Origin of the sequence: Burkholderia pyrrocinia, assembly GCF_003330765.1 — a bacterium.
Classification (GTDB): domain Bacteria; phylum Pseudomonadota; class Gammaproteobacteria; order Burkholderiales; family Burkholderiaceae; genus Burkholderia; species Burkholderia pyrrocinia_B.
On sequence record NZ_CP024903.1, the window covers coordinates 1344386 to 1370425 of the forward strand.

Genomic DNA, 26040 nt, shown 5'->3' on the forward strand with positions numbered 1-26040 from the left:
CGATGCGCGCAAACGCGTGTGCATCGGCGCCCGCGACCTCAGGCGCCGATGCACGGCCCGGGTCAGAACGTGTAGCTGACCTTGCCGAACGCGGTGCGTCCGAGCGAGTTGTAGCCGTACGCGGTCATGTACTGCCGGTCGAAGAGGTTCGACAGCGAGGCCGACACCGTCAGGTGCGAATTGATCCGGTACGACGCGCGCAGGCTCACCGTCAGGTAGGACGGCAGATACGTCGTGTTGGCCGGATCGTCGAACGTCGAGCCGCCGTAGAGCAGCGACGCGCCCGTGCTCAGCGCATGCAGGTGCAATTCGTCCCACGTGTGGTCGACGTTGAGGCTGACTGTCTGGCGCGGCCGGCGGTTGAGCCAGGTCTGGTTGGTTTCGTCCTGCGGATTCAGGATGCCGACTGCCACGCTCACCGGCGTCGAGCGGCCGATCGTTCCCTTGTACGACAGGTCGATGCCGCGAATATGCGCGCGGCCGATGTTCATCGGCGAGAACGTCGCCGGGTTGTAGGCGATCAGGTTGTTGACCCGCGTGTCGTAGATCGCGGCGGTGAACATGCCGTACGACGTGTTCGCATCGATCGCGACCTCGACCGAATTGCTGCGTTCCGGGCTGAGGTCCGGATTGCCGTAACCGGGGTAGTAGAGGTCGTTGAACGTCGGCAGTCGGAACGCATTGCCGTACGACACGCGCGCCGTGTAGACCGGCGTGATCGCCCACGACAGTGCGGCGTTGCCGGTGTTCACGGATCGCCCGGCGATGATCTCGTGACGCCCGGCGACGAACATCGTCACGCTGCCGAGCGTCGCCGACTGATGCAGCGAGAACGCGGAGTCGTTGCGCGTCGGCACGCCGCCGGGCACGTCGACCGGCAGGAACGCCTGTTCGCGCGTGAAGTCGTAGGCCAGCTTCGACTCGCCCGACAGCGGCAGGCCGAACAGGCGGAACCCGTGCTCCTGATGAGTCAGCGACGTCGACGTGCTGATGCGCTGTGAATTGATCTGATCGATTGGAATGGCCGGATTGTCCGCGTAGAGGAACTGGCGGTCGTTCGCATAACCAACGGACTGGTCGAACTGCGTGTCGGGCGTGATGTCGAGATGGAACGCGACACCGGTCGTCAGCTGGTGATCGAGCTCGCGGTCGGGATAGCCGCTGTTGTCGAAGGACAGATCGGACCGGTGATACAGCGCGAACGTCGAGATCGACCAGTTGTCGCGCGCGTAGCCGAGGCGCGCATCGAGATCCTGCGCGTGATACGGATTGCGGCCGGCCTCGTGGCCGTAGGCGAAGGGCCGTGTCGCATCGATGCCGGCCGTGTTGTAGTCGTGCAGCCCGAGCGAATAGGTGAGCCCGCCGAGCGCGGCAAGCGGCCCCGTCGACGGCACGGTGCCCGACGTGCGGAACTGCGTGTCGAAGGTCTTGTTCGACCCGCCGCCGAACGAGACGGTGGTCTGGTTCGGCTGGTTGGCGGCGCGCCGCGTGAAGAGCTGCACGACGCCGCCCATCGCATTGGCGCCGAACGATGCGGCGGCCGGGCCCGAAATCACTTCGACGCGTTCGAACGCATCGGTCGGCAGGTCGGCCCACGGCGCGATGCCGGTGGTCGGCGAGCCGATCCGGATGCCGTCGATGAACACGGCGACCTGGTTTGCCGACGAGCCGCGGATGCTGACCGACGCGGACGAGCCGGGGCCGCCGTTCTGCGAAACGGTGACGCCCGGCAGCGTCGCAAGCGCCTGCGTGATGCTCGGGTCGCTCGGCGACAGTCGGTCGAGGTCGTCGCGCGTGAGCACCTGCGTCGACGCATAGCGCCGGTCGAACGATTCGGGCAGGTGCCGCGTGTCGGTCACGCTGATCGTCGGCAGGTCGGCGTCTTCCGCGGGCCGGGCCGGCTGCGGGAGCGCCGTGTCGCCGGCGGCATGGGCGATCGGGGAGAGCAGCGCGGTGGCGGCGGATGTGGCGAGAAGATAACGAATGTTCATGAGGCAGCGGGACATGCCGACGGCGTGTCGGCGCGACGCTTCCGGCGTCGAAGCGGATTCGGGAACGGTGGACATCTGAAGGATCCTGAGGTCGGGCCGTCCATGCAACGGGCGACCGCCAACGGCGGTGCTTGCGCATCGGGACACCCCGCCCGGTGCGGCTGCTTGGACCTCGGGTCGATGGCAGGTCTCCTGGCTCGCGGGTCGTCATCCGCGCCGGCCTTCCCGGTTTCCCAGTGGCTTGCAGTGGCACGGATTCGCCGCTCACAGTTGCGGGGGCAGCCGCAGATTCGAGGCGCTGCCTCTCCTGCGTTCCCTTTTGATCCCGTCTCCGGGAACCATCAGCGCGCAAGCGTAATGGCGCGCACTCCGGCGCGTCAATTGTCCGGTCGCGCGGGGATGCGAAAAAACGTCATTGGCCGATGAAAACTTTCTAAATCCTTTCCTTCATGCGCCGGTGTTGCGTTTCATGTCTGATGAAACCGGGTAATTCGAGGTCTCTCGATCGCGCCTGAATCGACTTGGCGCCACCCCCGTCCAGCGCACGAACGCGCGCCGGAACGCCTCTTCGCCGCCGAACCCGAGATGCGCGGCCACGCGTGCAACCGGCCAGTCCGTCTCGTGCAGGCATCGTCGTGCCGCATCGGCCAGGCATTGCTCGCGCAACGCGTGATAGCCGCTGCCTTCCGCGCTCAGCCGCCGACGTAACGTCGCGTCGCTGACGCCAAGCCACACGGCCAGCTCCGCGAGCGGCGGCAGCGCCTGTTCGCGTGCGAGCGCCGCATCGAGAAAACCGCGCACCTGCTGCGCCCATGACACGACCGCCGGCGCCGCATCGATCAGACGAAACGGGAAATCGACGAGGAACGCACCGAGCTCGCCCGGCTGCCGGATCACGCGGCAATCGAGCCGTGCGGCGTCGAACGCGAAGCCGTAGGTTGGGCGGCCGACGTCGACTGGCGCGTTGAACAGGCCGAGCAACGGCACGGCATCGTCGCGGCACGGATGGCCGAGCCAGACTTCGGCCGGACGCAGCGGCTGCCCGATCAGCCAGCCGAACAGTTGCAGGTAGCAGAACAGCCCCGTCAGGTCGACGAGGCACGCGGCCGGGCTGCGCGTGCGGCGCAGCGAGTCCATCCGGAACGTCGCGCGCCCGTCGCGTACCGTGAGCGACAGCCCGCCGGCGCGCGGCGTCAGCATCTCGCAGAATTCGCGCGCGCAGCGGATCGCGTCGGCGAGCGTCGCGCAGCTCAGCAGGCAGCGGCACATCAGGTCGACTTCCTGCTTGCGCATCGGCGGATGGCCGTTGCCGCGCGCGACCTGCGCCTCGAGCCGCTCGATCGCGTCGCGGTACAGCGCGACGAAGCCGCCCGGTGTCGTCGCATCTTGCGGCGGCGGCGCGCCGCTGCGCGTGAGTTCGCTCAGCAGACGAGCGCCAAGGCCCGGCAGGACGCGGCCGCTTGCCGGCATGACGTGCTGTTTCATGAGTCTCCCGATCTGATCGTTGCGACAGGGGGCGGTGAGCGGGCCGGTAGGGGTTCGCGAGCCGACACCACGCAAGAATGCTATCCACGCCGGGCGCCTTCCGCCTCGCCGAAACGGCGTAGGCCGGCGACGCATCCCGCCACGAACGATCCCGAACGACCACGGACAACACGCGAATGATCCAGATCATCGATGAAATCACGCTCGCACCCGAGCGCATTCCCGACGTGCTGGCACTGCTGCGCGAGCGCTACCTGCCGGGCCACGCGGCGCGCGGGCTGACGGCGGCCGGCCACTGGGTGTCGCCGCCCGTCGCGGTGCCGGGGCAGCCGAGCACGCTTTGGCTGACTTGGCACGTCGACGATGCGCCGTCCTATTACCGGATGCGCGCGCTGACCGATGGCGACGCGGTCGCGTTCTGGATGGCGGTCGACGGTCTGTGCGGTGCGCGCCGCCGCCATGTGATGACCGACGCCGATGCGCCGTTGCCCGCGCTGACGGAGGCCGACCATGCGGCATGACACGGCACAGGTGTTCGTTGCGGCGGATCGCGGCGCCGACGCAATCGAGCGTGCATTGCGCGAGGCCGCGCACGCGCTGCCCGGCGCAACCCGCGTGGCGCTCGCGCGCAATCTGGAAGGCTGCTGGGGCGCGGGCGACTACACGCTCGACGTGCTGCGCGACGAACCGGCGGTCGATTCCGCAGCGGATTTCGCGATGCTGGCTCGACTGCCGGGCATCGCGCGCATCGACGGCGCCGTGTGTCGCGCGCTCGGCGGCGGCCTGCGCGAACCGGCGTTGCGCGACGGCGTGTGGCGCACGCTGATGCTGCGCGTGCGGCCGCAGGCGAGTGCAGCACAGGTCGCCGAGCTGGAACGCGAGCTGCTGCAAATGCCGGCGTTCATGCCCGGCATCCGCAACTGGCGCCTGAGCCGGATCGCGACGCCGGGTGCATGGACGCACGTATGGCAACAGGAATTCGCGCACGTCGGCGATCTGCTCGGCGAATACCTGATGCATCCGTATCACTGGGGCTGGGTCGACCGCCGGTTCGACGCCGAAAGCCCCGACTGGACGGTCGACGCGATCTCGCATGCGTTCTGTCCGCTCGCGTCGAGCCTGCTGGCCGACACGACGGCGTGACGCGCCGCGCGCACCAAGTCAACAAAAAAACCTGGAGACACGAAGATGCGAGCCCTTTTGATCGACCGCGTCGGACATTCCGACGCGTTACGGCTGGCCGATGTTCCCGCACCGAAACCGGGCCCCGGCGACGTGCTGATCCGCGTCGCGTACGCGGGCGTCAATCCCGCCGATTGGAAATGCCGCGAAGGCTATCTCGGCGCATTCATGCAGTACACGTTTCCGTTCGTGATCGGTTTCGACGCGGCGGGCGTCGTCGAAGCGGTCGGCGACGGCGTCGACGGTTTCGCGCCCGGCATGCGCGTGTTCGCGCAGACCGACGTTGGCGCGGGGCGTTGGGGCGCGTATGCGGAATACGTCGCGGTGCGCCACGACTCGGTCGTGCGGCTGCCTGATGCAGTGAGCTTCGCGGAAGCGGCCGCCACGCCGACGCCCGCGCTGGCCGCGTGGGCCGGCCTGTTCGACGACGGCGGGTTGCGCACCGGGCAGACCGTGCTGGTGCACGGCGGCGCGGGCGCGGTCGGCACGTTCGCGATCCAGCTTGCCGCCCAGGCGGGCGCGCGCGTCGCGGCGACGTGTTCGGCGCGCAACCGCGAGACGGTCGAATCGCTGGGCGCGGCGGCGAGCATCGACTACCGCGCGCAGGACATCGGCATGGCGGTGCGGGCGTGGGCGCCCGGCGGCGTCGATCTCGTGCTCGACGCGGTCGGCGGCGACACGCTGCCCGACGCGCTCGACCTGCTCGCGCCGGGCGGCACGCTGGTGAACATCATGACGCTCGCGGCCGGCGACGCCGAGCGGCTGGCCGCGACCGGCGCCGACGCCGCGCGTCGCGGGCTGCATACCGCGATGACCTACAGCCGGATGCCGAGCGGCAACACGCTCGCATTGATTGCCGAACGGCTCGGCAGGCGCGCGTTGCGCGTGCCGCGCTTCGACAGTTTCCCGCTCGAACAGGCGGCACGGGCGCTCGATCTCGTTCAAACGGGCGAGGCGAAAACCAAGCTGGTGCTGCACGTTGCGGATATCGCGGGCTGAACCGCCCGCACTGGAAAACACAGGAGACAAGATGACCGACACCCGAGCCATGATGCTGGCCGGCAAGTGCGCACTCGTGACGGGCGCGAGCCGCGGCATCGGCCGCGCGATCGCGCAGCGCCTCGCATCCGAAGGCGCGACCGTCGTCGTGACGGCGCGCAGCCTCACGCAATCCGCGACCACCGCCGGCACGCTCGCCGAGACGGTCGCGCTGATCGAACAGGCCGGCGGCCGCGCGATCGCGCTCGCGGCCGACCTGTCGAACGCGGCCGAACGCGACGCTCTCGTCGGGCGCGCGGCACAGGCCGCCGGCGGCCTCGACATCCTCGTCAACAACGCGGGCGTGGCCGACTACGCCTGCGTCGACGCGATGCCGATGACGATGTTCGACACGACCATCGAACACTATCTGCGCATTCCGTTCGCACTGGCCCAGGCCGCGATCCCGCTGATGCGTGCGCGCGGCGCCGGCTGGATCGTGAACGTCGGCTCGGTGACGGCGCTGCCGCCGCTGCGGCCGTTCGACGATTTTTCGCGCGCGGGCGGCGCGACCGTCTACGCGGCGGTGAAGGCCGCGCTGTCGCGCTTTACGCAGGGGCTCGCGGCCGAACTCGAAGCCGACGGCATCGCCGTCAATCTCGTCGCGCCGAGCACGGCAATCCGCACGCCGGGCGCGGCGCGCTACATCCCCGAAGGCTATCCGACCGAGGACGTCGCGTATCTCGCCGAAACGGCGCTCGCACTGTGCAGCCTGCCGGCGCGCGAACGCACGGGCCTCGTTACGCACAGCCTGCATTTCCCGCTCGCGCAGCAACTCGCGGTGCGTTCGCTCGACGGCCGCACGCCGCTGCCGCCGCCCGTGATTCCCGCGTATGCGCATCCCCACATCGACCCGACAGGACTCTGACATGACGAAATCGATTCGCTTCGACGGCGGCACCGCCGTGATCACCGGCGCGGCCAGCGGCATCGGCAGCGGGCTCGCGCGCCGTGCGGCCGCGCTCGGCATGCGCGTCGTGCTGGCCGATCTCGATCCGGTGAAGCTCGACGCATTCGCCGCGACGCTCGACACCGACGTGCTGTGCGTGCCGACCGACGTCAGCCGGCCGGAAGCCGTCGACGCGCTGGCGGAAGCCGCGTGGCAGCGCTTCGGCGGCGTCGACCTGCTGTTCAACAACGCGGGGGTGATGGCGACCGGCTTCAGTTGGGAAATCACGCCGGAACGTTTCGAGCGCAGCTTCGCGATCAACGTGCACGGCGTGCTGAACGGGATCCGCAGCTTCGTGCCGCGGATGCTTGAACGCAACGTGCCGGCACGGGTCGTGAATACCGCATCGGTGGGCGGATTCCTGCCGAGCCCGCTGATGTCGCCTTATTCGGCGACGAAATTCGCGGTGGTCGCGCTGACCGAATCGCTGTACGGCGAACTGAAGATGCTCGGCGCGCCCGTCGGCGTGTCGCTGCTCGCGCCGGGGCCCGTGCAGTCGGGCATCTTCAACGATCCGTTCGGCGCCGCACACGACCGGCCCGAAGTGCGCGGCTTCGTCGACACGATGCGCTCGATGCTGAACGCACACGGGCTCACGCCCGACGCGTTCGCCGAGCGTGTGTTCGACGGTATTCGCGAAGGGCGCTACTGGCTGATTCCGCAACCGGAGACGATCGACGGCGCGCTGCAGCGGCGCACCGACGACATCCTCGCCGCACGCGATCCGTCGCTGCCGTCGTTCTGACAATGACGACCGGGCGCAGTAGCGGCGACCGGCGCGCCGTTACATGCGGGTGCCGGTGTGCGTGCGGCCGCTCGGGTCGCCGCCGCGGTCGGGTGGCGTATTGTTCTGATCGATCTTCGCGAGCACGAAGCCGGCGGCCGGCAACGCGCCGGGCGAACGGTGCGTCGCCGGTGCGACCGTGTCGCGCGGCGACGCGGCGGGAAAACCGGATGACGTAACGCCCGGTTGAGCGAACGCCGAAAGGGAAACGGCCGCCAGGGCGGCGGCGACGATCGCGTGCGTGTTCATGGTGGCTCCTTCACGACTGACTTCGGGACAACGTAATCAGTCTAGGGCGCGAAACTTAACGCGACGTGAAGGTGCGGTGGCGCGCGGATGACAGGATGTTCACGCGCGCCGCGACATTCATGCCGACGACGACACCAGCGCGCAGAAGTTCTCCAGATCGACGTTGCCGCCGCTGATCACTACGCCGACGCGCTTGCCTTGCAGAGCGTCCTTCATCCGTCGCACGGCGGCGAACGACAGGCAGCCGGTCGGCTCGACGACAATCTTCATACGGGTAGCGAAGAAGCGCATGCAGTCGACCAGTTCCGCGTCCGTTGCGGTCAGGATGTCGTCGACGTCGCGACGGATGATCGGGAACGTCAGGTTGCCGAGGTGCTGCGTCTGCGCGCCGTCGGCGATCGTGCGCGGCGTGTCGATATGCACGATCGCGCCGGACCGGAACGACTGCTGGCCGTCGTTGCCGGCTTCGGGCTCGACGCCGTACAACGTCGCGTGCGGCGACAATGCGCGCGTGGCGAGCGCGGTGCCCGACAGCAGCCCGCCGCCGCCGAGCGGCGCGAATACCGCGTCGAGCGGGCCGACTTCGTCGAACAGTTCCTTGGCCGCCGTGCCCTGGCCGGCGATCACGTCCGCGTGGTCGTAGGGCGGGATCAGCGTGAGTCCGTGCTTCTCTGCGAGATCGCGCCCGATCTGCTCGCGATCCTCGATGTAGCGGTCGTAGGTCACGACGGTGCCGCCGTAGCCGCGCGTCGCGGCCATCTTCGCGGCCGGCGCATCCTGCGGCATCACGATCGTCGCGGGAATGCCGAGGATGCGCGCCGACAGCGCGATTGCCTGCGCATGGTTGCCGGACGAGAACGCGACGACGCCATGGCGGCGCTGCTCCGCGTCGAAGCGCGACAGCGCGTTGAACGCGCCGCGGAACTTGAATGCGCCCATGCGCTGCAGGTTCTCGCACTTGAAGAACACCTGCGCGCCGAGCGCATCGTCGATCGTCCGCGACGTCATGACCGGCGTGCGGTGCGCATGGCCTTCCAGCCGGGCCGCGGCGGCGGCAACGTCGTCGTACGTGGGGAGAGTCGGTGAGTTCATGGTCGGTCGAGGGTCGGAAAGATCAATCAACAGGAAAACAGGGCGCGTAATGCGCACACATCCGCGCACACATCCGCGCACACATCATTTCGCATCGTTGTACACCGTCGCGCGCGATACGCCGAGATGCTGCGACACGATCTCCATCGCGCGGCGCACCTCGAGGAAGCCGTCGGCCTTCAGCGTCTGCAGCAACTCGCGGCGCTGGTCGGTCTTCAGCTCGCGCGGCGTCGTCGCGAGGCGTGTCGCGAACGCGTCGATGCGTTGCCGGATCGCGTCCGCGCCGGCCGGGTCGAGCGTTTCGGCGACGGTTTCGCCGTCCGTGCTGCAGAACTGGTTCAGCATGCCCTGGAAGCCGCGAAACAGCGTGACGTCGGCATTCAGGCACAGCGCGGCCACGTAGCGCCCGGTCGAATCCTTGATGCCGATCGACGTGCTTTTCGCGGTGCGGCCGTCGGCGAAGCGGTTCGGGTAGTTCGCGAGCACGGGCGGGAAATCGTCGTCGGCGATGCGGGCGAGACCGAGTTCGGTCGCGGGATCGCCGACCGCACGCCCGGACAGGTTGTTGTGGATCGCGAGGATCGCGTGCTTCGGCGTGCGCAGGTCGTGGACCACGACCTCGGTGAACGGCGCGAACATCTCGCCGAGCCCTTCGGCGATGCGCTGTACCTGTTCGATCAGCGACGCCTGTTCAGACTGCGGTTTTCTGCGGGGCGTGGTCATGAGTTTGCTCGGAGCGCCGGGTCGTCTGCCGTTTCCGGCCGCGTGATGTCGGCCAGCAGCGGGCGGGCGATCCGCACATAGTCGGACGCGTCGAGCACGACGGAGCGGTCGAGGCGGCCCGCGTTGAACGCGATTTCGGCGTTGCGTTCGACCAGCGCGGGATCGACGACGAGCGTCACGTTCGCGTCGAACACGAACGGCGGCACGGCGCCCATCACGCAGCGCGTGACGACGGCTGCGACATCGGGCGACGCAAGCGTCGCCTTGCGGCGGCCGACTGCGTCGGCGACCTTGCGGAAATCGATCTTCAGGTGGCCGGGAATCACGGCGAGCGCGGTGGTGTCGCCGCCATCCTTGAACGTGCACAGCATCGCTTTCGCACCCTGTTCGGGGCGCGTGCCGCGGATCGCGGCGATGACGTCGGATTTGCCTTCGGCCGGGTGATCCAGCACGCGGAACCGCGCGCCGGACGTATTCAGCAGATCGCACAGCGCGTCGAAAACGGGGTAGTCGCTCATGTCGCTCCGGGTAGGCTGGGCCGGGGGATCGCGGCACGCACGCGATGAAAGGCTGCGGCGGGCCGGTCGATGGATTGTCCAATTATAGACATTTTGTCATGAGCGTGGCAAAAGCGCGGGTTGCCGTGGAGCGGCGACCGTTTTAGCAGGAAAAGGGCACCAGGAAACTGGCCACCGGCAGCATGGCCGCTACGCCGTCCTTGCTACGCTTTTTTCGAATAGGCGCTGCACCAGCCTTTGGCATTGACCTGCTTGCCGCTGAAAATGGCGCACGGCGCCATCGCGACGCCGGTTTTTCCCTGGAAGAACTGGCAGTTCGCACAAGCTTCGCCCGCCTGAAATTTCGGGAACTTCGCATGGTCGACCCGGCTTGCGTCCGTCTTGTAGCCGAGGGCCTGGGCGTTTGCATCGGATTCCTGCACGGCACTGGCATCTGCCGCCGCCGCGCGGCGTCCCAATGCCAGCGCGGATGCCAGAACGGTGGTGGCTGCAATAAAACGTCGGCGTGAAAATTTCATGGCGTTCTCCTTCATGTGTGTTACCCCCGACCGTCTTTGATGACGTGACGCCGTCCATCTAGAAACGACGTCCGTCGATGCCCCACGTCATCGTGCCCATCGTGATGCGAAGCGTTCGTCGCGTGAGGAACGGGCGGCGCAGGGCTCAGTGGAAGAAGAGTTCCCGCATGCCGAAAGTGTGATGCGCTTCGGCAGCCATCAGCACCATGAGCACCAGCAGGCACAGAGGCGGTATCAGGATGGCGTACACCAGCGCCAGCCGTTCCCACATCATGTGCATGAAAATCGACACGATCAGCCCGGCCTTGGCGATCATGAGCACGACGATCAGCACCCAGCGCAGCAGGCCCTGCACGTTGAAGTAGTCCACCAGGTACGACATCGTGCTCAGGACGAACAGCAGGCCCCAGATTTTCAGGTAGATGCCGATCGGATGCTGCTGGCCGTGCGCGGCGTCGGGTCGATCGGCGGGATCGGTGTGGTCCATGGCCTGCCTCACCACAAATAAAACAGCGCGAAGATGAATACCCACACCAGGTCGACGAAGTGCCAGTACAAGCCGGCAATCTCGACGATCTGGAAGTTGCCGTGCTCGGTGAACCCCGGCTGCAGGATCTTGCGTGCGATCAGCAGCAGGTAGATCACGCCGCAGGTCACGTGAAAGCCGTGGAACCCGGTGATCAGGAAGAAGCACGCGCCAAACTGTGCCGCTCCCATCGGGTTGCCCCAGGGGCGTATACCTTCACGGAAGATCAGATTGCTCCATTCGAAGGCCTGCAGCGACAGGAAGGTCGCGCCCAGCAGCGCGGTCGCCAGCAACAGGGCGGCGGCGGGCTTTGCGTTGCGCCGGTAGCCGAAGTTGACGGCCATCGCCATGGTGCCGCTGCTGCTGATCAGGGTGAACGTCATGATGGCAATCAGCAGCAACGGCACCTCCACGCCGCCCACGGTGAGCCCGAACACCTTGGACGTGTCGGGCCACGGCGCCGTGGTCGACATGCGCACCGTCATGTAGCCGATCAGGAAGCTGCTGAAGATGAAGGTATCCGACAGCAGGAAGATCCACATCATCGCCTTGCCCCACGGCACCTTGAAGGCTTCGCGGTCGGCCGACCAGTCCGTGACGATGCCGCGCCAGCCGTCAGGCCCGGCGTCGGCGGGCGCGTCGGTCGGCGTAGTGGCAGCGGATTCGCCGGGGAGCGTGGGCGAGGTCATGGCGCGGCTCCATACAGCGGCCCGCAGATGGCGGCGACGAACCCGGGGGTGAGCCACCACATCGCCGCCAGCAGCACGAGCCAGACAGCCAGCAGGAAATGCCAGTAGATCGCGCACAGCGCGATGGCGCGCTGGGCCCGGAAGGGATCCGCGCGCTGCAGAAGCGCAATCGTCACGACCCAGGCCACCAGCCCGCCCAGCACGTGCAATCCGTGCAGGCCGGTGAGCAGGTAGAGGAAGCTGTTGGAAGGATTGACGGCGACGGTCTGCCCGGCCTCCGACAGCATGCGCCAGGCGGTCAGTTGCCCGATCACGAACACGGCCGCCAGCACGCCGCCGGACACCAGCCACGCCGCGCGGTGCAAGGTCATCTGCCGTGCGCGCTGCATGGCAATGCTTGCCAGCACCAGCGCGCCGGTGTTCCACCATAGCAGCGCCGGATGCGGGATCGGCTGCCAGTCGGGCTCGCGCATGCGCATGGCATAGGCGAGCAGCAGCAGCGAAAACAAGGTCGTCGCCACCGCCATGAAGACGATCAGGCCGATGCGGCTCGCATTCGGGAGCACCGGCGGCGTGTCAGGCACGAAGGGGCGGGGCAGTGTGGTCATTCGCGTGCCTCGCCGGGTTGAAGCGTCGGGTGGGCCGTTTCAGGTGCCGTCTCGGGCGGCTGGTTTTGCGGGACGAAGTCTTCCTCCTGCCCCGGCGGGCTGTATTCGTACGCCCCGCGGTAGACGACGGGCAGCGCGGCGCCCCAGTTGCCGTGCACGGGCGGCGTTTGCGGGGTCTGCCATTCCAGCGTGGTGGCGCGCCACGGGTTGCTGTCGGCACGCTTGCCGCGCACCAGGCTCCACGCCAGGTTGACCAGGAACAGCAACTGCGCCACCGCAACGATCAGCGCAACGACGGTGATGAACGTGTTGAGCGTCTGCGCCGAATGTGGAATGAAGCTGTAGCCCTCGTACGCGTAATACCGCCGCGGCATGCCGAGGATGCCGAGATAGTGCATCGGGAAGTAGATCGCATAGGTGCCGACGAAGGTGACCCAGAAGTGCACGCGCCCGAGCGTGTCGTCGAGCATGCGGCCCGTCACCTTCGGGTACCAGTGGTAGATGCCGCCGAACACCACCAGGATCGGCGACACGGCCATCACCATATGGAAGTGCGCGACCACGAAGTACGTGTTCGACAGCGGAATGTCCACGCTCACGTTGCCGAGGTAGAGCCCGGTCAGCCCGCCCAGGACGAAGGTGCTGATGAAGCCGATGGCAAACAGCATCGGCACGGTCAGGTGGATATCGCCGCGCCACAGCGTCAGCACCCAGTTGTAGACCTTGAGGGCGGTCGGGACGGCGATGATCAGCGTGGTGGTGGCAAAGAAGAAGCCGAAGTACGGATTCATGCCGGCGACGAACATGTGGTGCGCCCAGACCACGAAGCTCAGCGCACCGATGATGATGATGGCCCACACCATCATCCTGTAGCCGAAGATGCTCTTGCGCGCGTGTGTGCTGATCAGGTCCGACGCGATGCCAAAGGCCGGCAGCGCGACGATGTAGACCTCCGGATGCCCGAAGAACCAGAACAGGTGCTGGAACAGCAGCGGGCTGCCGCCGGCATGCTTGAGCGTCTGCCCCATCGACACCACGGCCGGTATGAAGAAGCTGGTGCCGAGTGTCCTGTCGAGAAGCATCATCACCGCCGACACGAACAGCGCCGGAAACGCCAGCAACGCCATGATGGTCGCGATGAAGATGCCCCACACCGTGAGCGGCATGCGCATGAGCGTCATGCCGCGGGTGCGCGCCTGCAGCGTGGTGGTGACGTAATTCAAGCCGCCCATCGTGGTCGCGACGATGAAGATCGCCAGCGACACCAGCATCAACACGATGCCCCATTCCACGCCCGGCGTGCCCGGCAGGATGGCCTGGGGTGGATACAACGTCCAGCCCGCGCCGGTCGGCCCGCCCGGCACGAAGAAGCTCGCCACCAGCACCAGCACGGCCAGCTGGTAGACCCAGTAGCTCAGCATGTTGAGAAACGGGAACACCATGTCGCGCGCGCCCAGCATCAGCGGGATCAGGTAGTTGCCGAAGCCGCCCAGGAACAGCGCCGTCAGGAGGTAGATCACCATGATCATTCCGTGCATGGTGACGAACTGGTAGTAGTGGGTGGCGTCGATGAAACTGAACTTGCCCGGAAAGCCGAGCTGCAACCGCATCAGGTCCGACAACACGAGGCCGACCAGGCCGATGGCGATGGCCGTCAGCGAATACTGCACGGCGATGACCTTGTGGTCCTGGCTCCAGACATAGCGCGTCCAGAAGCTTTGCGGGGCGTGGTCGGTGTGCGCGTAGGGCATGGCGTCTGCTCCGCTAGGGATTCGTTGCGCTGCTGGCGGCCGGACCGCCTAGCGATTCGATGTAGGTCACCAGCGCGGTCAGTTCCTGCGGGCTCAGGTCGAAGGTCGGCATGATGGGTGAGAAGCCCTTCACGACGCGGGCCTTCGGGTCGCGGATGAAGGCGCGCAGATAGGCTTCGTCCACCTTCGCGGTGCTGCCGTCGGCCATCGTTTCGGTCTTGCCGTACAGGCCCTTCCAGGTGGGGCCCACGCGCGGACTGCCGTCCACGGTATGGCAGGCGGCGCAGCCCTTGGCCGCCGCGAGCGTCTTGCCCTGGTCGGCAAGCGCCTGGGCGCTGCCGCCGGCAGCGGCGGCGGCAGCCTGCACCCTGGCCTGCTGCCGCTGCGCGAACGTGCTCTGCTGCGCCAGCCAGCGCGAGAACGATGCTTCGTCTTCCACCACCACCACGCCGCGCATGTTGGAGTGCCCGATACCGCAAAGCTGTGCGCACAGGATGTCGTAGCGCCCGACCTTGGTCGGCGTGAACCAGAAGGTGGTCACCATGCCGGGCACCATGTTCATGCGCGCACGGAACGGCGGGACGTAGAAGTCGTGCAGCACGTCGCGCGACCGTGCCAGGACCTGGATCGGCCGGTTGAGCGGCAGGTGCACCTCGGGCGTCTCGATCAGGTAGTTGTCACGGCCGTTGGGGTCGCCGGGGTTCAGGCCGAAGGGGTTGTCGTTGCTGATGTAGCGCACGTCCGTCGTGCCCAGCTTGCCACCGGGTCCGGCAAAGCGGAAACGCCATTGCCATTGCTGGCCGAGCACCTCCATCTGCAGCACGTTGCGCGGCGGCCGGATGTAGTCCGCGTAGACGAACAGCCCCGGTGCCAGCAACGCTGCCACGCCGACGGAGGTCAGGCCGATCAGCCACCATTCCAGCCGCTTGTTGTGCGGCTCGTAAGCAGCACGATGCCCGCTGCGGTGGCGGTAGCGCACCAGTGCGATCACGATGAACAGGTTGATTGCGATGAAGAGCGCGCCGGTAATGACGAGCGTGATCGTCAGCATATCGTCCATGCGCACCCAGTTCGACGCGATCGGCGTGATCCACCAGGGACTGGCAAAGTGAAACCCCACCGCCAATATGATGATCAGGAACAGGGCAATCGCAAGCGCCATAAGCCGCCTCGCCGCGCGTCACTCGCCGGAGCCGCCGACAAGCGCTCCTGGCGTCGTTGTGCCGCCTTGCCGTATTTCGTATTATTTTCGCCGGCAGTCTGCCAAGACCGATTCACCAAGCGTTACAAGCGGCTCTAAAAGAAAAGGTAGTCCTCTCCTCGGCATCGTGCAAGGCAGTGCAACGGGGAAGCGCGTCTCATCGACGCATCGCGCGAATGGAGGAGTGACTTGTCGCGATGCAATGCAAAACGGCCGCCTCGAGCATCGGTTGTCGAGGCGGCCGTCTCGCGAGGGCGCCGGGTGTTCAGGGTCTGAGACCCTATCGGCGCGGCGGGAAAAAACGTGTCAGTGCATCGCGTCCTGCTTGCGCCGTTCAAGCATGCCGTAAACGACGGCGGTGACCACACCGAACAACAGGTTTGCCAACAAGGGTCCGGAACCCCGCTCCGAGATGAACCATGGGAACACGGCCGTCATCACATAGAAGTTCCATACATACGCGACGATCCCGAAGGCCAGCCCGATGACAGCCTCCATGCCCACACTCGAATCGAAGCGAAACGGCGCAATGATCGCGCCGAGAATCATCCCCATAATGGCGCCGAGCACGTAGTGCAGTACCAGCGCCGTCCCCACGATGCCAAAGCTGAAGACCGACATCTGCTCGAGCGCACTGCGGCCCATCACCATCGCCGCGATCTTGTGGGTCGGTTGCCACGGGCTTTCATCGAGCACCATGGTCGACCAGAAGAATTCGAGCACGATCACCAGGGCGCCGCCCGCAAGGCCGGCCACGGCAGCGGCGAGCCAGTCGGGCACGCGCCGTTGCCAATGGTGTGATTGAATGTTCAGTTCCATACGACCTCCTTGCTGACAGTTCAATTTCAGCACTCAGGTTCAGAAGGGCCACTCGCGTCAAAAGTACGTCCCTTGTGCGATTCAGAATGGTAGAGATGGGGCCAACGCAAAGGGGTACCGGATGTCACCGAATCGCCCTTGTACCGGCGTGCCGGGGCAGCGGAAGTACCCCAACCATTCTCCTGCGTGGACTCATGCCGATTTCACACTGGCCTGACGCCGACACGCTCAATGTAGAGGCAGCCGCAGATGTTGCGTACGCCGGTTTTCGCGTTTCAGGGGAAGATCGGTGTCGTAGACTCGCCGCCCTCCAGATCCGCCTTTGGAAAATGCTGGGCGACCATCTGCTCGATTTCCTGCTCTCGTAATCCCGGCACGTCGGCCATGATCAGGATCTGACCTTCCCGTATGGCGTCACGAAATCGCTGGAGTCGCGCGTTCGGCTCGGCGATGCCGATCATCGCGGCCGTCCACGCTCCGAAGCCCGCTCCCGCCAACGTCAATGCGACGACGGCGCCGCCCGCAATCACGAGCTCCGCAGGGGGGAACACAAGCGCGACGAGGCCGATAAGCGCGCCCGTCGCGCCGCCGAATGCGACGCCGCGCTCGAGCGCGTGCACCACATCGCTGCTTTGCAGCAAGGATGCTTCGGGTAACTGATCGAGCGTGACGCTGTGATCGGCGAGGACGTGGATATGGCGCCAGATGATGCGCGCGCGCAGCAAGTCATCGACGATCGCCTTCGCCATCTGCGTATCGGGTACGAGGAAATAAAGGCGTCTCATGTTGGCACCCCCTTTTTTGCCATCAATTGATTTTCAACGTAGCGTTTTCCATTTTATGTCAGCATCGGCCGCGCGGTAGGTGCAAGCGTACGAGCGTTGGCGCCGCGTGCCCCAACGCGTTACCTGCCGCAGCGCGAAGGAATACGAGACGAACCCGATGAAGGCAAGCGAGCCGTGCGGCCACGCCCGCGCGGCCAGCGATCGGCACAACTTAACCGCGCACAGCCTTCACGACATACTGACTCGTCGGCACCACATCGATCTTGTCGAAGTCGATGAAGCGCCCGCAGCTATCCATCATCTCGGCCACGTTGCGCTGGAATTTCTCGTCGTCGCCGACCGCATCGAAGAACGCATGCGGATCGGTCATCGCGGCGGCCGGAAAGCATTCCTCGACGATCGCGTCGTAACCGGGCGCCGCGTGCGTGAGCGCGCGCACGACGACGTTCTGCACGTACAGGAAATTGTCCTGCGTATCGATCGCGACGCGCGTGTGATGACCGTGCCACACGTCGAGCCACGCTTCGTGCGTGAGGCGCGGCGGCCGTTTCAGGAACGCGAGCTGCGAGAAGCCGGTCGTGCGCTCGCCGGGCTGCGCCGGGAAACGCGTGTTCGGAATCGGCTGCGACTCGGTGACGAGATACGCGGCCATGTGCGGGACGATCGCGCGCACCGCGTCGTCGAACGGCTGACGGAACATCGCGTTCGCGCTGTCGACCCACACCGCGACGATCCCGTCGATGCCCGGGTGCGTGTTGGTCTGCTTCAGGCCGGCGGCCGGCGCGACATCGGCGTCGGCGACGTTCACCTGCACGCCGTGCGCGCCGAGCGACAGCAGCGTGTCGGCGAGTTGCGCGCGCACCGTGCGGTTCCACTGATCGGGTGCGGCCTGCGCGTCGCGCCACAACACGTAAATGACTTTCTCCATTGCTCCGGCTCCAGGGGGGAATGACGGGATCGGCGGCGCTGCCGCCGGGGTTCAGGAAGCGGTTGCCGTCGATCCGGCCGCTGGGTGCTCGCCCGGCGCGAACCGGTTCGCGGTCAGCGTGAACGACGGCGGGATCGGCGACGTGACGGTTTCGAACAGCCGCTCGTGGCGCGTCGCGTGAATGCGCCACACGCCGTCGCGTTTCACGTACTGGTCGTCGTAGAACGCGGTGCCGTGCAGCAGGTAGTCATCCTCGAGATTGATCGCGTGATCCTCGAGAAACCACACGCCGCACGCGTGATCGGCGGACACCAGCGTGAGTTCCGGGTGGTGGCCGTGATGCATCGTCAGGAAGGTCGGCTTGCCGATCAGCGCGCGCAGGCTCGACACGAACGCGTCGCGGCCGTCGTACGCGTAGCGGCCGCCGTACAGCCGCGCCTCGCAATCCTCGGTCAGGCAATCCGCGAGCAGCGACCAGTCGTGCGTGTCGATCGCGCGGAAATACCGGTACTTCAACTGTCGGATCTGCTCGTATGCATGGAGCGTGCGGGTCGTGTCGTCCATCGCCGTGTCTCGTGGTGGTGTCGCTCGATGGTAGGAACGAAGCCGCCTGCATCACATCGTCTGTTCGGACGAAAGCCGCGCGCTTGCGGTTGGCCGCGCCGATACGAATCGCCGGTTTAATCCGAACGGGTGATGGCCGGTGCATCGCACGGCGGTAACGTGGCATCGACGCGGCCTTCGATCCGCGCCGGCACCGAACAAGGAGACGGGATGACCCTCATCGAATCGCTGGAAACGCGGGTGCGCAGGCTCGAGGATGCCGACGCGATCCGCCGGCTGAAGGCGCGCTACTTCACGTGCTGCGACCGCAAGGATCCGCAAGGGATGCGCGACTGCTTCGCGCCCGGCCGCGTGCACATCGACTACGGCCGGATCGGCACGTTCGACACGCGCGACGCGCTCGTCGACGTGTTCGAGCGGCTCGGCTGCCATCCGCACATCGTCGAGATGCACCACGGCGTGAATCCCGACATCGCCGTGCTCGACGACACGCATGCGCGCGGCACGTGGGGCCTGCACTACCAGATGATCGACACGAACGCGCGCACGCTCACGCAGCTCGGCGCGTACTACGACGACGAATACCGGAAGGTCGACGGCGAATGGAAGATCGCGGGCACGCGCTGCGTCGTCACGTCGACGCTGTCGGTCCGCTACGAAGGCGATGCGCCGGGCGTGCTGTTCGCCGGCGCACAGCCGCCGGCCGCCTGACGCACGCCACCACCGCGCGCGTGGCGCGCATTCCTCAGGAGACATCGAACATGACACAGAACCACGATGTGCCGGTTGCCGTCGTGACGGGCGCATCGCGCGGCGCGGGCAAAGGCATCGCACGCGCGCTCGGTGCGGCCGGCATGACCGTCTACGTGACGGGCCGCTCGCAGCACGAAGGCGACGCGCCGCTGCCCGGCACGATCCACGAGACCGTGCGCGAGATCGACGCGCTCGGCGGGCGCGGGATCGCGGTGGCATGCGATCACGCGGACGACGCGCAGGTGAAGGCGCTGTTCGAGCGCATCGAACGTGACAGCGGGCGGCTCGACATCCTCGTCAACAACGCGACCTACCTGCACGACCAGTTGATCCTGCCGGGCCCGTTCTGGGAGAAGTCGCTCGACCTGGTGAACATCCTCGACGTCGGGCTGCGCTCGGCCTATGTCGCGAGCTGGCACGCGGCGCCGCTGATGGCGAAGCGCCGCAGCGGGCTGATCGCGTTCACGTCGTCGTTCGGCGCGAGCTGCTACATGCACGGCGCGGCCTACGGCGCGCAGAAATCCGGCGTCGACAAGTTCGCGAAGGACATGGCCGTCGACCTGAAGCCGTTCGACGTCGCGGCCGTGTCGATCTGGATGGGACCGCTGCGCACCGAGCGCACGACGCGCGTGTGGGAAGAACATCCGGACCTCTACAAGGAATTCTCGCTCGTCGCCGAAAGCCCGGAATTCACGGGCCGCGTGATTCACGCGATCCACGGCGATCCGCAGCGCATGGCGCTGTCGGGGCAGGTGCTCGTCGGCGCGGAGGCGGCGCTGCAGTACGGCATCGCCGATCTCGACGGCAAGCAGCCGCCGTCGTACCGCGAGCTGCTCGGCGGGCCCGTGCAGGCGCATCCGGCGATCGTCGCTTAAGGAGCGCGCATGGGCATCCTGAAGGACAAGGTCGCGCTCGTGACGGGCGCGGGGCAGGGCGTGGGCCAGGGCGTCGCGCACGCGCTCGCGGCCGAAGGCGCTCGGGTCGCGGTGGTCGGCCGCACGCGCGACAAGCTGCTCGCGACCTGCGACGCGATCCGCGCGCGCGGCGGCGTGGCCGAGCCGTTCGTGTGCGACGTGATGGACGCCGCGCAGATCTCGCATTGCGTCGATGCGGTCGTCGAGCGGTACGGCGGCGTACAGATCCTGATCAACAACGCGCAGGTCGTGCCGCTCGGCCGCCTGCTCGACGTGACCGACGCGGATTTTCTCGCGGGGCTCGAATCGGGGCCGATCGCGACGCTGCGGATGATGCGCGCATGCCATCCGCATCTGAAGGGCGACGGCGTGATCGTCAATTTCGCGTCGTCGGCCGCGGTGCGCTGGGATGCGTCGGGTTACGGCGCGTACGCGGCGACCAAGGAGGCGATTCGTGCGCTGACGCGCGCGGCCGCGTGCGAATGGGGCTCGGACGGCATCCGCGTGAACGCGGTCGCGCCGCATGCGTTGTCGCCGGGCCTGAAGGGCTGGGTCGATGCGAATCCGCAGGAAGCCGCCGCATTCTTCCGCACGATTCCGCTCGGCCGCGTGGGCGACTGCGAGCAGGACATCGGGCGCGCGATCGTGTTTCTCGCGAGCCGCGACGCCGCGTACCTGACGGGCGCGACGCTGCCGCTCGACGGCGGGCAGGCTTACTGGGGCTGACGGCGGGGCCAACAACGGGGCTGACGGCGGGCGGCGCGTGCCGCGTGCCAATCATGGGTCCGGCTCGGACGCGCACGCGCGTGCGTGGCAGCCGGCAAACCGGAAACGAAGCGAGGACGACATGGGTCGACTGGAAGGAAAGGTAGCGATCGTCACGGGCGGCGCGCGTGGCATGGGCGCGGCGACGTGCAGGCTGTTCGTCGAGGAGGGCGCGCGCGTCGTGATCGGCGACGTGCTCGACGCGGAGGGCGAAGCGCTCGCACGCGAACTCGGCGATGCGGCGCGTTTCATGCGGCTCGATGTCGCCGACGAAGCGAGCTGGGTGCGCGTGGCCGAAGCGACGGTCGAGCAGTTCGGCCGCATCGACGTGCTCGTCAACAACGCGGCCGTGCTGATGTTCGGCGGCATCACCGAGCTGTCGAAACGCGATTTCGAACGCGCGGTGTCGATCAATCTGGTCGGCACGTTCGTCGGTATCCGCACGATCGCGCCGCGCATGATCGCGCAGAAGCGCGGGTCGATCGTCAACATCTCGTCGGTGGACGGGCTGCGCGGCGTGAACGCGCTGGCCGCGTACGTGTCGAGCAAGTGGGGCGTGCGAGGGTTGACGAAAGTCGCGGCGCTCGAACTTGGCCACCAGGGCGTGCGCGTGAATTCGATCCATCCGGGCGGCGTGAACACCGCGATGTCGAATCCGGCCGGCGCACCGCTCGAGGAGATCAACAAGCATTACGCGAACGTGCCGCTGCAGCGCGTCGGCTTGCCCGACGAGATCGCGCGCGCGACGCTGTTCCTCGCCAGCGACGAAGCGTCGTACTGCAACGGCGCCGAACTGGCCGTCGACGGCGGGATGGCGGCAGGCGCGTATTACCCCGGATTGCCGGGCGCGCCGTTTTGAGCAGGGGCATGCATCAAGCATTCGAGCCCGATGTTTGTGTACGCAACCTAATTCAGGGTTTGCCTGAGTAGCGAAAACGTGAATCCGCGCGGCTCGCGTTCGCGTTGGCGGCACGCGAGAGCGGCGGGCCGAACTTGCCGTTCGCGCGAAATCCTTGCCGGGCGGCCGTCCCGGCCGTTTCGTCCCGGAAGCGCGTGCAATGGCGCTGTAAAAAAGACCCGCCTGCAACGGGCGTGCCGGCGCGTCGTCACAGTTGTTTCTTGTTGCAACGCAACGTCCCCCGAATAACGGCGATGGTATGCTGGCCGGCATGGAGTTGTATGGCAGGTTGCTTGTATGGCGAAACTCGCGTTCGCACCCTCTGACGAGACTTCACCTTCTCTCGCACGCATGGCGGCATCGACGCGCGCTCCGCTCGCGCGTCTCGTCCTGCGCGCCGCTGCCCCCTGCGCTCCAATCGCATTCCCCATCTGGCGGGCTCACCCCGCATCTCCCATCCCCGCCCAATAATCTGGAGACATCCTCATGTCGCAAAACACTTTGGCCGCAGCAACACACGGCCCGCTGATCGCTCCGCCGGCTTTCGTCAAACATCGCAAGCTGATCGACTGGGTGTCGCGCATCGCGGCGCTCACGGAGCCCGAGCGTGTCGTGTGGTGTGACGGGTCGCAGGAAGAAAACGACGCGCTGTGCCAGGCGATGGTCGACCAGGGCACGCTCACGCGCCTGAACCCGGCGAAGCGCCCGAACTCGTATCTCGCCCAATCCGATCCGTCGGACGTCGCGCGCGTCGAGGATCGCACGTTCATCTGCGCGGCATCGCGCGACGACGTCGGCCCGACCAACAACTGGGTCGAGCCCGCCGAAATGCGCGAGACGCTCAACGGCCTGTTCCGCGGTTCGATGCGCGGCCGCACGCTGTATGTCGTGCCGTTTTCGATGGGCCCGCTCGGCTCGCCGATCGCACACGTCGGCGTCGAGTTGTCCGACAGCCCGTACGTCGCGGTGAACATGCGGATCATGACGCGCATGGGCCGCGACGTGTACGACGTGCTCGGCGAGGACGGCAATTTCGTGCCGTGCGTGCACAGCGTCGGCCATCCGCTCGAAGCGGGCCAGCAAGACGTGCCGTGGCCGTGCAACCCGGTCAAGTACATCGTGCATTTCCCCGAGACGCGCGAGATCTGGAGCTTCGGTTCGGGCTACGGCGGCAACGCGCTGCTCGGCAAGAAGTGCTTCGCGCTGCGCATCGCGTCGACGATGGGCCGCGACCAGGGCTGGCTCGCCGAGCACATGCTGATCCTCGGCGTGACGTCGCCGGCCGGCAAGAAGTATCACGTCGCGGCCGCGTTCCCGTCCGCGTGCGGCAAGACCAACTTCGCGATGCTGATTCCGCCGCAGGGCTTCAACGGCTGGAAGGTCACGACGATCGGCGACGACATCGCGTGGCTGAAGCCGGGCCGCGACGGCCGCCTGTATGCGATCAACCCGGAAGCCGGCTTCTTCGGCGTCGCGCCGGGCACCGGCGTGAAGACCAACCCGAACGCGATCTCCACGCTGACCGAAAACGTGATCTTCACGAACGTCGCGCTGACGGAAGACGGCGACGTGTGGTGGGAAGGGCTGACCGATACGCCGCCCGCGAAGCTGACCGACTGGCAGGGCAAGCCGTGGACGCCGGAAACGGCCAAGGAAACCGGCCGCAAGGCCGCGCATCCGAACTCGCGCTTCACGGCGCCGGCCGCGCAGTGCCCGTCGATCGACGGTGACTGGGAGAACCCGGCGGGCGTGCCGATCGATGCGTTCATCTTCGGCGGCCGCCGCTCGACGACCGTGCCGCTCGTGACCGAGGCGCGCGACTGGGTCGAAGGCGTGTACATGGCCGCGACGATGGGCTCGGAGACGACCGCCGCGGCGGTCGGCCAGCAGGGCATCGTGCGGCGCGATCCGTTCGCGATGCTGCCGTTCTGCGGCTACAACGTGAGCGATTATTTCGCGCACTGGCTGCAGATCGGCAAGCAGCTCGAAGGCGCGGGCGCCGCATTGCCGAAGATCTACTGCGTGAACTGGTTCCGCAAGGATGCGAACGGCAAGTTCGTATGGCCGGGCTTCGGCGAGAACATGCGCGTGCTGAAGTGGATGCTCGATCGTCTCGAAGGCACCGGCGGCGGCGGCGAGCATGCGTTCGGCGTGTCACCCGCGTATGACGACCTGCACTGGGACGGGCTCGATTTCACGCGCGAGCAGTTCGATACGGTGATGTCGATGAACGCCGACGAATGGCGCGACGAACTGAAGCTGCATGCGGCGCTGTTCGACACGCTGAAGCTGGGCTTGCCGGCCGAGATGACCGACACGATGAAGAAGATCGAGCAACGCATCGGCACCTGACGATCCGCATCGACGCATCGACGCATCGACGCATCGACGCATCGACCTTGACGTCCCGCCACCGGCAGCGATCGCCGGTGGCGGGACGTTTTTGCATCCGCGCCACGCGTGCGTGGTTCGCTTACTGCGCGCGGCAATGCGCGACGACTTCGTCGACCGCGCGCTGCACGTCGCCGCGCCGGTAGCGCAGCAGCGCGCTATCGGCAGGGTCGGGCTCGTACGACACGACGTTGCCGCGCCCCGTGTAGATCGCGATGTCGGGCAGGAGCGGATGCTCCTGGTCGAGCGACGGCACGTGCTGCGGATTGCCGGCCGCGCGGAAGAATGCCGCGAAGTAGTCGGCGAAGCTGAGGTTTTCGTCGCCGACGAGGTACGCCTTGCCGGCTTCGCCGCGCTGCAGCGCACCCCAGATCGCTTCCGACAGCGATTGCGTCGAGATGAAGTTGCTGCCGCCGGCCGGACCGAACACGGGCAGCCCCGCGAACTGGCCCTGCGCATAGCCCGTGTACGCGGCGAACATCTCGTTGCGCAGCCCCGGCACCGACCCGACGACGAACGGCGCATTGACGCTGCACACCGCGAACGACGGCGTTGCGAGCGCGCGCACGCGTTCGTCGGCGAGATGGCGCGAGCGCACGTACGGCACCGTGTCGACGAGCGCCGGCGCGACCTGCGGATAGAAGCTGCCGACCAGCACCGCGCGCTTCACGCCCGCGTCGCGCGCGAGCGCGAAGAAGCGCGGCACCGCGTCGACGTTCGCGCGTTCCCAGTGCGCGGCTTCGTCGGTGCCGGGCGGCAGGTGGCGGATGTCGTTGCCGGCCGCGAACACGACCGCGTCGAACGACGCGAGATCGTCGCGCGTGAAGGTGCCGGCCACGTAGTCGCGCAGCAGCACGTCGAACTGCGCGAGCGCGCTGCCGGCCGCGGGCGGCTTGCGCGCGGCGAGCGTGATGGAGTTGCCCTGCGCGTGCAGGTGCAGCGCGGCGTGGCCGCCGATGAGGCCGGTGCCGCCGACGATCAGGATCTTCATGGTGTCTCCGTAGCGGCGCAGGCGCGCCGCGTGAAATGAACGGGTGATGCCGCGGATGCGGGCGGCCTTCGCTCAGACTCAGAAATTGAAGCCGTTGCCCGTGACGACGGGCAGGTTGGTCCAGAAGCCGTTCGGGTCGCGATACCAGCCGGCCGCCGCGAGCGCGCCGCCGTCGACGTGCAGCGTCGTGCCGGTGACCCACGCGGCGAGCGGGCTCGCGAGGAACAGCGCGGCGCCTGCGACGTCGCCGGCCGCACCGAAGCGTCCGAGCGGAATCCAGCGCGGGATGTGGTCATGGTGTTCGGCCGCGACCATCATGCTGACGGGCACCTGCGGCGTCTCGGTCGTTTCGGGCGCGATCTGGTTCACGCGGATGCCGGCCGGCCCGAGTTCGAGTGCGAGGCTTTTCGTGAAGCCGGTCAGCGCGGCCTTGAACGACGCGTACACGGTGCAGTTCGGAATCGCGCGGAAACCCTCGATCGACGACACGCCGACGATGCTGCTGCCCGCGCCACGCTTGCGCAGCAACGGCAGCATCGCGCGCGTGACGATGAACACCTGGCGCAGGTTCACGTCGAACAGCCGTGCGATGTCGTCGTCGGTGTAATCGTCGAACGGCTTCGCGATCTGCAGGAAATCGCCGACGTTGTTGACGAGCACGTCGAGGCCGCCGAAGCGCGCGTCGACCGTCCGCGCGAACGCATTGACCTCGTCGCGACGCGTGACGTCCACGGTGCCGACGAGCGCATCGACGCCCGCCGCTTCGAGCGCCTGCCGTACGTCCTGCGCGCGGGCCGCGTCGATTTCGGCCACGGCGACGCGCGCGCCGGCCGCGCCGAACGCTTCCGCGCACGCACGGCCGATGCCCGCGCCGCCGCCGGTGACCAGCACGGTCTTGCCGGTGAATGAAATCATGGTCGGTCCAATT

The 26040-nt window shown here is 67.1% G+C and carries 28 protein-coding genes and 1 riboswitch; of the genes, 10 read left to right on the top strand and 18 right to left on the bottom strand.

Going from position 1 to position 26040, the window contains the following annotated elements:
• Positions 1-62 precede the first annotated feature (62 nt).
• Together CUJ89_RS23540 and CUJ89_RS23545 are read right to left on the bottom strand one after the other, a co-directional pair.
• Complete coding sequence (locus tag CUJ89_RS23540; RefSeq protein ID WP_114181527.1) at positions 63-1991, bottom strand: TonB-dependent receptor domain-containing protein; 1929 nt, start codon at positions 1989-1991, stop codon at positions 63-65.
• Positions 1992-2155: 164 nt separating this feature from the next.
• Positions 2156-2349, bottom strand: a riboswitch (cobalamin riboswitch).
• An 89-nt stretch (positions 2350-2438) separates the two neighbouring features.
• Positions 2439-3476 (bottom strand): helix-turn-helix domain-containing protein, encoded by a 1038-nt coding sequence (locus tag CUJ89_RS23545; protein ID WP_114179808.1) that lies wholly within the window; start codon positions 3474-3476, stop codon positions 2439-2441.
• Positions 3477-3652: 176 nt separating this feature from the next.
• Between CUJ89_RS23545 and CUJ89_RS23550 the strand changes: the two genes are divergently transcribed.
• The 5 genes from CUJ89_RS23550 to CUJ89_RS23570 are packed head-to-tail and all read left to right on the top strand — an operon-like array spanning position 3653 to position 7390.
• Positions 3653-3997, top strand: coding sequence for a hypothetical protein (locus tag CUJ89_RS23550; RefSeq protein WP_114179809.1), 345 nt, complete (start codon positions 3653-3655; stop codon positions 3995-3997).
• Complete coding sequence (locus CUJ89_RS23555) at positions 3987-4619, top strand: Dabb family protein (RefSeq protein ID WP_114179810.1); 633 nt, start codon at positions 3987-3989, stop codon at positions 4617-4619. The genes CUJ89_RS23550 and CUJ89_RS23555 overlap by 11 nt, the downstream gene beginning before the upstream one ends.
• A gap of 45 nt (positions 4620-4664) precedes the next feature.
• Positions 4665-5657, top strand: a complete 993-nt coding sequence (locus tag CUJ89_RS23560; protein ID WP_114179811.1) for an NADP-dependent oxidoreductase — start codon at positions 4665-4667, stop codon at positions 5655-5657.
• Between the two features lie 31 nt (positions 5658-5688).
• The gene (locus tag CUJ89_RS23565) at positions 5689-6564 is read left to right on the top strand and encodes an SDR family NAD(P)-dependent oxidoreductase (protein ID WP_114179812.1); all 876 of its coding nucleotides are present in this window, start codon (positions 5689-5691) and stop codon (positions 6562-6564) included.
• Between the two features lies 1 nt (position 6565).
• Positions 6566-7390, top strand: coding sequence for an SDR family NAD(P)-dependent oxidoreductase (locus tag CUJ89_RS23570; RefSeq protein ID WP_114179813.1), 825 nt, complete (start codon positions 6566-6568; stop codon positions 7388-7390).
• Positions 7391-7429: 39 nt separating this feature from the next.
• On the opposite strand, the gene CUJ89_RS23575 is transcribed toward CUJ89_RS23570, so the two are convergent.
• The 14 genes from CUJ89_RS23575 to CUJ89_RS23640 form a co-directional block, all read right to left on the bottom strand.
• Positions 7430-7678, bottom strand: coding sequence for a hypothetical protein (locus tag CUJ89_RS23575; RefSeq protein ID WP_114179814.1), 249 nt, complete (start codon positions 7676-7678; stop codon positions 7430-7432).
• A gap of 117 nt (positions 7679-7795) precedes the next feature.
• Complete coding sequence (locus CUJ89_RS23580; protein ID WP_114179815.1) at positions 7796-8770, bottom strand: threo-3-hydroxy-L-aspartate ammonia-lyase; 975 nt, start codon at positions 8768-8770, stop codon at positions 7796-7798.
• Between the two features lie 84 nt (positions 8771-8854).
• Entirely contained in the window at positions 8855-9493 is a 639-nt protein-coding gene (locus tag CUJ89_RS23585; protein WP_114179816.1) for a transcriptional regulator, read from the bottom strand.
• Positions 9490-10011: a YbaK/prolyl-tRNA synthetase associated domain-containing protein gene (locus tag CUJ89_RS23590; protein ID WP_114179817.1), complete on the bottom strand. Its 522-nt coding sequence runs from the start codon at positions 10009-10011 to the stop codon at positions 9490-9492. Before CUJ89_RS23590 ends, CUJ89_RS23585 begins: the two co-directional genes overlap by 4 nt.
• Before the next feature lie 203 nt (positions 10012-10214).
• The gene (locus CUJ89_RS23595; RefSeq protein WP_114181528.1) at positions 10215-10529 is read right to left on the bottom strand and encodes a high-potential iron-sulfur protein; all 315 of its coding nucleotides are present in this window, start codon (positions 10527-10529) and stop codon (positions 10215-10217) included.
• Between the two features lie 145 nt (positions 10530-10674).
• Positions 10675-11016 carry a cytochrome C oxidase subunit IV family protein gene (locus tag CUJ89_RS23600; protein ID WP_114179818.1) on the bottom strand — a complete coding sequence of 114 codons (342 nt, stop codon included), beginning with the start codon at positions 11014-11016 and terminating at the stop codon, positions 10675-10677.
• An 8-nt stretch (positions 11017-11024) separates the two neighbouring features.
• Complete coding sequence (locus CUJ89_RS23605) at positions 11025-11744, bottom strand: heme-copper oxidase subunit III family protein (RefSeq protein WP_114179819.1); 720 nt, start codon at positions 11742-11744, stop codon at positions 11025-11027.
• Positions 11741-12352 carry a cytochrome c oxidase subunit 3 gene (locus CUJ89_RS23610; protein WP_114179820.1) on the bottom strand — a complete coding sequence of 204 codons (612 nt, stop codon included), beginning with the start codon at positions 12350-12352 and terminating at the stop codon, positions 11741-11743. Before CUJ89_RS23610 ends, CUJ89_RS23605 begins: the two co-directional genes overlap by 4 nt.
• Complete coding sequence (ctaD, locus tag CUJ89_RS23615; RefSeq protein ID WP_114179821.1) at positions 12349-14103, bottom strand: cytochrome c oxidase subunit I; 1755 nt, start codon at positions 14101-14103, stop codon at positions 12349-12351. Before ctaD ends, CUJ89_RS23610 begins: the two co-directional genes overlap by 4 nt.
• 13 nt (positions 14104-14116) lie before the next feature.
• Positions 14117-15265: a c-type cytochrome gene (locus CUJ89_RS23620; RefSeq protein WP_114179822.1), complete on the bottom strand. Its 1149-nt coding sequence runs from the start codon at positions 15263-15265 to the stop codon at positions 14117-14119.
• 345 nt (positions 15266-15610) lie between these two features.
• Positions 15611-16123 carry a hypothetical protein gene (locus CUJ89_RS23625; RefSeq protein WP_114179823.1) on the bottom strand — a complete coding sequence of 171 codons (513 nt, stop codon included), beginning with the start codon at positions 16121-16123 and terminating at the stop codon, positions 15611-15613.
• A gap of 275 nt (positions 16124-16398) precedes the next feature.
• On the bottom strand, positions 16399-16908 hold the full coding sequence (locus tag CUJ89_RS23630; RefSeq protein ID WP_114179824.1) for a DUF1269 domain-containing protein: 510 nt from the start codon (positions 16906-16908) through the stop codon (positions 16399-16401).
• Between the two features lie 211 nt (positions 16909-17119).
• The gene (locus tag CUJ89_RS23635; RefSeq protein ID WP_114179825.1) at positions 17120-17836 is read right to left on the bottom strand and encodes an EthD domain-containing protein; all 717 of its coding nucleotides are present in this window, start codon (positions 17834-17836) and stop codon (positions 17120-17122) included.
• A gap of 51 nt (positions 17837-17887) precedes the next feature.
• A complete protein-coding gene (locus tag CUJ89_RS23640; RefSeq protein WP_114179826.1) occupies positions 17888-18400 on the bottom strand; it encodes a nuclear transport factor 2 family protein in 513 nt (170 codons plus the stop codon).
• Positions 18401-18610: 210 nt separating this feature from the next.
• Here CUJ89_RS23640 and CUJ89_RS23645 point away from each other — a divergent pair, with 210 nt between their 5' ends.
• The 5 genes from CUJ89_RS23645 (at position 18611) to CUJ89_RS23670 (ending at position 24082) form a co-directional block, all read left to right on the top strand.
• Positions 18611-19111, top strand: coding sequence for a nuclear transport factor 2 family protein (locus CUJ89_RS23645; RefSeq protein ID WP_114179827.1), 501 nt, complete (start codon positions 18611-18613; stop codon positions 19109-19111).
• Between the two features lie 50 nt (positions 19112-19161).
• Positions 19162-20028, top strand: a complete 867-nt coding sequence (locus CUJ89_RS23650) for an SDR family NAD(P)-dependent oxidoreductase (RefSeq protein ID WP_114179828.1) — start codon at positions 19162-19164, stop codon at positions 20026-20028.
• A 9-nt stretch (positions 20029-20037) separates the two neighbouring features.
• Positions 20038-20793 carry an SDR family NAD(P)-dependent oxidoreductase gene (locus CUJ89_RS23655; RefSeq protein ID WP_114179829.1) on the top strand — a complete coding sequence of 252 codons (756 nt, stop codon included), beginning with the start codon at positions 20038-20040 and terminating at the stop codon, positions 20791-20793.
• A gap of 121 nt (positions 20794-20914) precedes the next feature.
• Positions 20915-21691, top strand: a complete 777-nt coding sequence (locus CUJ89_RS23660; RefSeq protein WP_114179830.1) for a glucose 1-dehydrogenase — start codon at positions 20915-20917, stop codon at positions 21689-21691.
• A gap of 525 nt (positions 21692-22216) precedes the next feature.
• Positions 22217-24082, top strand: a complete 1866-nt coding sequence (locus tag CUJ89_RS23670) for a phosphoenolpyruvate carboxykinase (GTP) (RefSeq protein WP_114179832.1) — start codon at positions 22217-22219, stop codon at positions 24080-24082.
• A 121-nt stretch (positions 24083-24203) separates the two neighbouring features.
• Here CUJ89_RS23670 and CUJ89_RS23675 read toward each other — a convergent pair whose 3' ends face one another.
• Together CUJ89_RS23675 and CUJ89_RS23680 are read right to left on the bottom strand one after the other, a co-directional pair.
• Positions 24204-25112 carry an NAD-dependent epimerase/dehydratase family protein gene (locus CUJ89_RS23675; RefSeq protein WP_114179833.1) on the bottom strand — a complete coding sequence of 303 codons (909 nt, stop codon included), beginning with the start codon at positions 25110-25112 and terminating at the stop codon, positions 24204-24206.
• 78 nt (positions 25113-25190) lie between these two features.
• A complete protein-coding gene (locus tag CUJ89_RS23680) occupies positions 25191-26027 on the bottom strand; it encodes an SDR family NAD(P)-dependent oxidoreductase (RefSeq protein ID WP_114179834.1) in 837 nt (278 codons plus the stop codon).
• Positions 26028-26040: the final 13 nt, after the last annotated feature.

Bases quoted from the DNA above. Each gene is read 5' to 3' on its own strand.
- CUJ89_RS23600 (WP_114179818.1), bottom strand. From the start codon at position 11,016: ATGGACCACACCGATCCCGCCGATCGACCCGACGCCGCGCACGGCCAG.
- CUJ89_RS23545 (WP_114179808.1), bottom strand. From the start codon at position 3,476: ATGAAACAGCACGTCATGCCGGCAAGCGGCCGCGTCCTGCCGGGCCTT.
- CUJ89_RS23550 (WP_114179809.1), top strand. From the start codon at position 3,653: ATGATCCAGATCATCGATGAAATCACGCTCGCACCCGAGCGCATTCCC.
- CUJ89_RS23625 (WP_114179823.1), bottom strand. From the start codon at position 16,123: ATGGAACTGAACATTCAATCACACCATTGGCAACGGCGCGTGCCCGAC.
- CUJ89_RS23555 (WP_114179810.1), top strand. From the start codon at position 3,987: ATGCGGCATGACACGGCACAGGTGTTCGTTGCGGCGGATCGCGGCGCC.
- CUJ89_RS23610 (WP_114179820.1), bottom strand. From the start codon at position 12,352: ATGACCACACTGCCCCGCCCCTTCGTGCCTGACACGCCGCCGGTGCTC.
- CUJ89_RS23660 (WP_114179830.1), top strand. From the start codon at position 20,915: ATGGGTCGACTGGAAGGAAAGGTAGCGATCGTCACGGGCGGCGCGCGT.
- CUJ89_RS23675 (WP_114179833.1), bottom strand. From the start codon at position 25,112: ATGAAGATCCTGATCGTCGGCGGCACCGGCCTCATCGGCGGCCACGCC.
- CUJ89_RS23560 (WP_114179811.1), top strand. From the start codon at position 4,665: ATGCGAGCCCTTTTGATCGACCGCGTCGGACATTCCGACGCGTTACGG.
- CUJ89_RS23640 (WP_114179826.1), bottom strand. From the start codon at position 18,400: ATGGACGACACGACCCGCACGCTCCATGCATACGAGCAGATCCGACAG.
- CUJ89_RS23575 (WP_114179814.1), bottom strand. From the start codon at position 7,678: ATGAACACGCACGCGATCGTCGCCGCCGCCCTGGCGGCCGTTTCCCTT.
- CUJ89_RS23620 (WP_114179822.1), bottom strand. From the start codon at position 15,265: ATGGCGCTTGCGATTGCCCTGTTCCTGATCATCATATTGGCGGTGGGG.
- CUJ89_RS23605 (WP_114179819.1), bottom strand. From the start codon at position 11,744: ATGACCTCGCCCACGCTCCCCGGCGAATCCGCTGCCACTACGCCGACC.
- CUJ89_RS23655 (WP_114179829.1), top strand. From the start codon at position 20,038: ATGGGCATCCTGAAGGACAAGGTCGCGCTCGTGACGGGCGCGGGGCAG.
- CUJ89_RS23580 (WP_114179815.1), bottom strand. From the start codon at position 8,770: ATGAACTCACCGACTCTCCCCACGTACGACGACGTTGCCGCCGCCGCG.
- ctaD (WP_114179821.1), bottom strand. From the start codon at position 14,103: ATGCCCTACGCGCACACCGACCACGCCCCGCAAAGCTTCTGGACGCGC.
- CUJ89_RS23650 (WP_114179828.1), top strand. From the start codon at position 19,162: ATGACACAGAACCACGATGTGCCGGTTGCCGTCGTGACGGGCGCATCG.
- CUJ89_RS23680 (WP_114179834.1), bottom strand. From the start codon at position 26,027: ATGATTTCATTCACCGGCAAGACCGTGCTGGTCACCGGCGGCGGCGCG.
- CUJ89_RS23635 (WP_114179825.1), bottom strand. From the start codon at position 17,836: ATGGAGAAAGTCATTTACGTGTTGTGGCGCGACGCGCAGGCCGCACCC.
- CUJ89_RS23570 (WP_114179813.1), top strand. From the start codon at position 6,566: ATGACGAAATCGATTCGCTTCGACGGCGGCACCGCCGTGATCACCGGC.
- CUJ89_RS23585 (WP_114179816.1), bottom strand. From the start codon at position 9,493: ATGACCACGCCCCGCAGAAAACCGCAGTCTGAACAGGCGTCGCTGATC.
- CUJ89_RS23595 (WP_114181528.1), bottom strand. From the start codon at position 10,529: ATGAAATTTTCACGCCGACGTTTTATTGCAGCCACCACCGTTCTGGCA.
- CUJ89_RS23590 (WP_114179817.1), bottom strand. From the start codon at position 10,011: ATGAGCGACTACCCCGTTTTCGACGCGCTGTGCGATCTGCTGAATACG.
- CUJ89_RS23630 (WP_114179824.1), bottom strand. From the start codon at position 16,908: ATGAGACGCCTTTATTTCCTCGTACCCGATACGCAGATGGCGAAGGCG.
- CUJ89_RS23670 (WP_114179832.1), top strand. From the start codon at position 22,217: ATGTCGCAAAACACTTTGGCCGCAGCAACACACGGCCCGCTGATCGCT.
- CUJ89_RS23565 (WP_114179812.1), top strand. From the start codon at position 5,689: ATGACCGACACCCGAGCCATGATGCTGGCCGGCAAGTGCGCACTCGTG.
- CUJ89_RS23645 (WP_114179827.1), top strand. From the start codon at position 18,611: ATGACCCTCATCGAATCGCTGGAAACGCGGGTGCGCAGGCTCGAGGAT.
- CUJ89_RS23540 (WP_114181527.1), bottom strand. From the start codon at position 1,991: ATGAACATTCGTTATCTTCTCGCCACATCCGCCGCCACCGCGCTGCTC.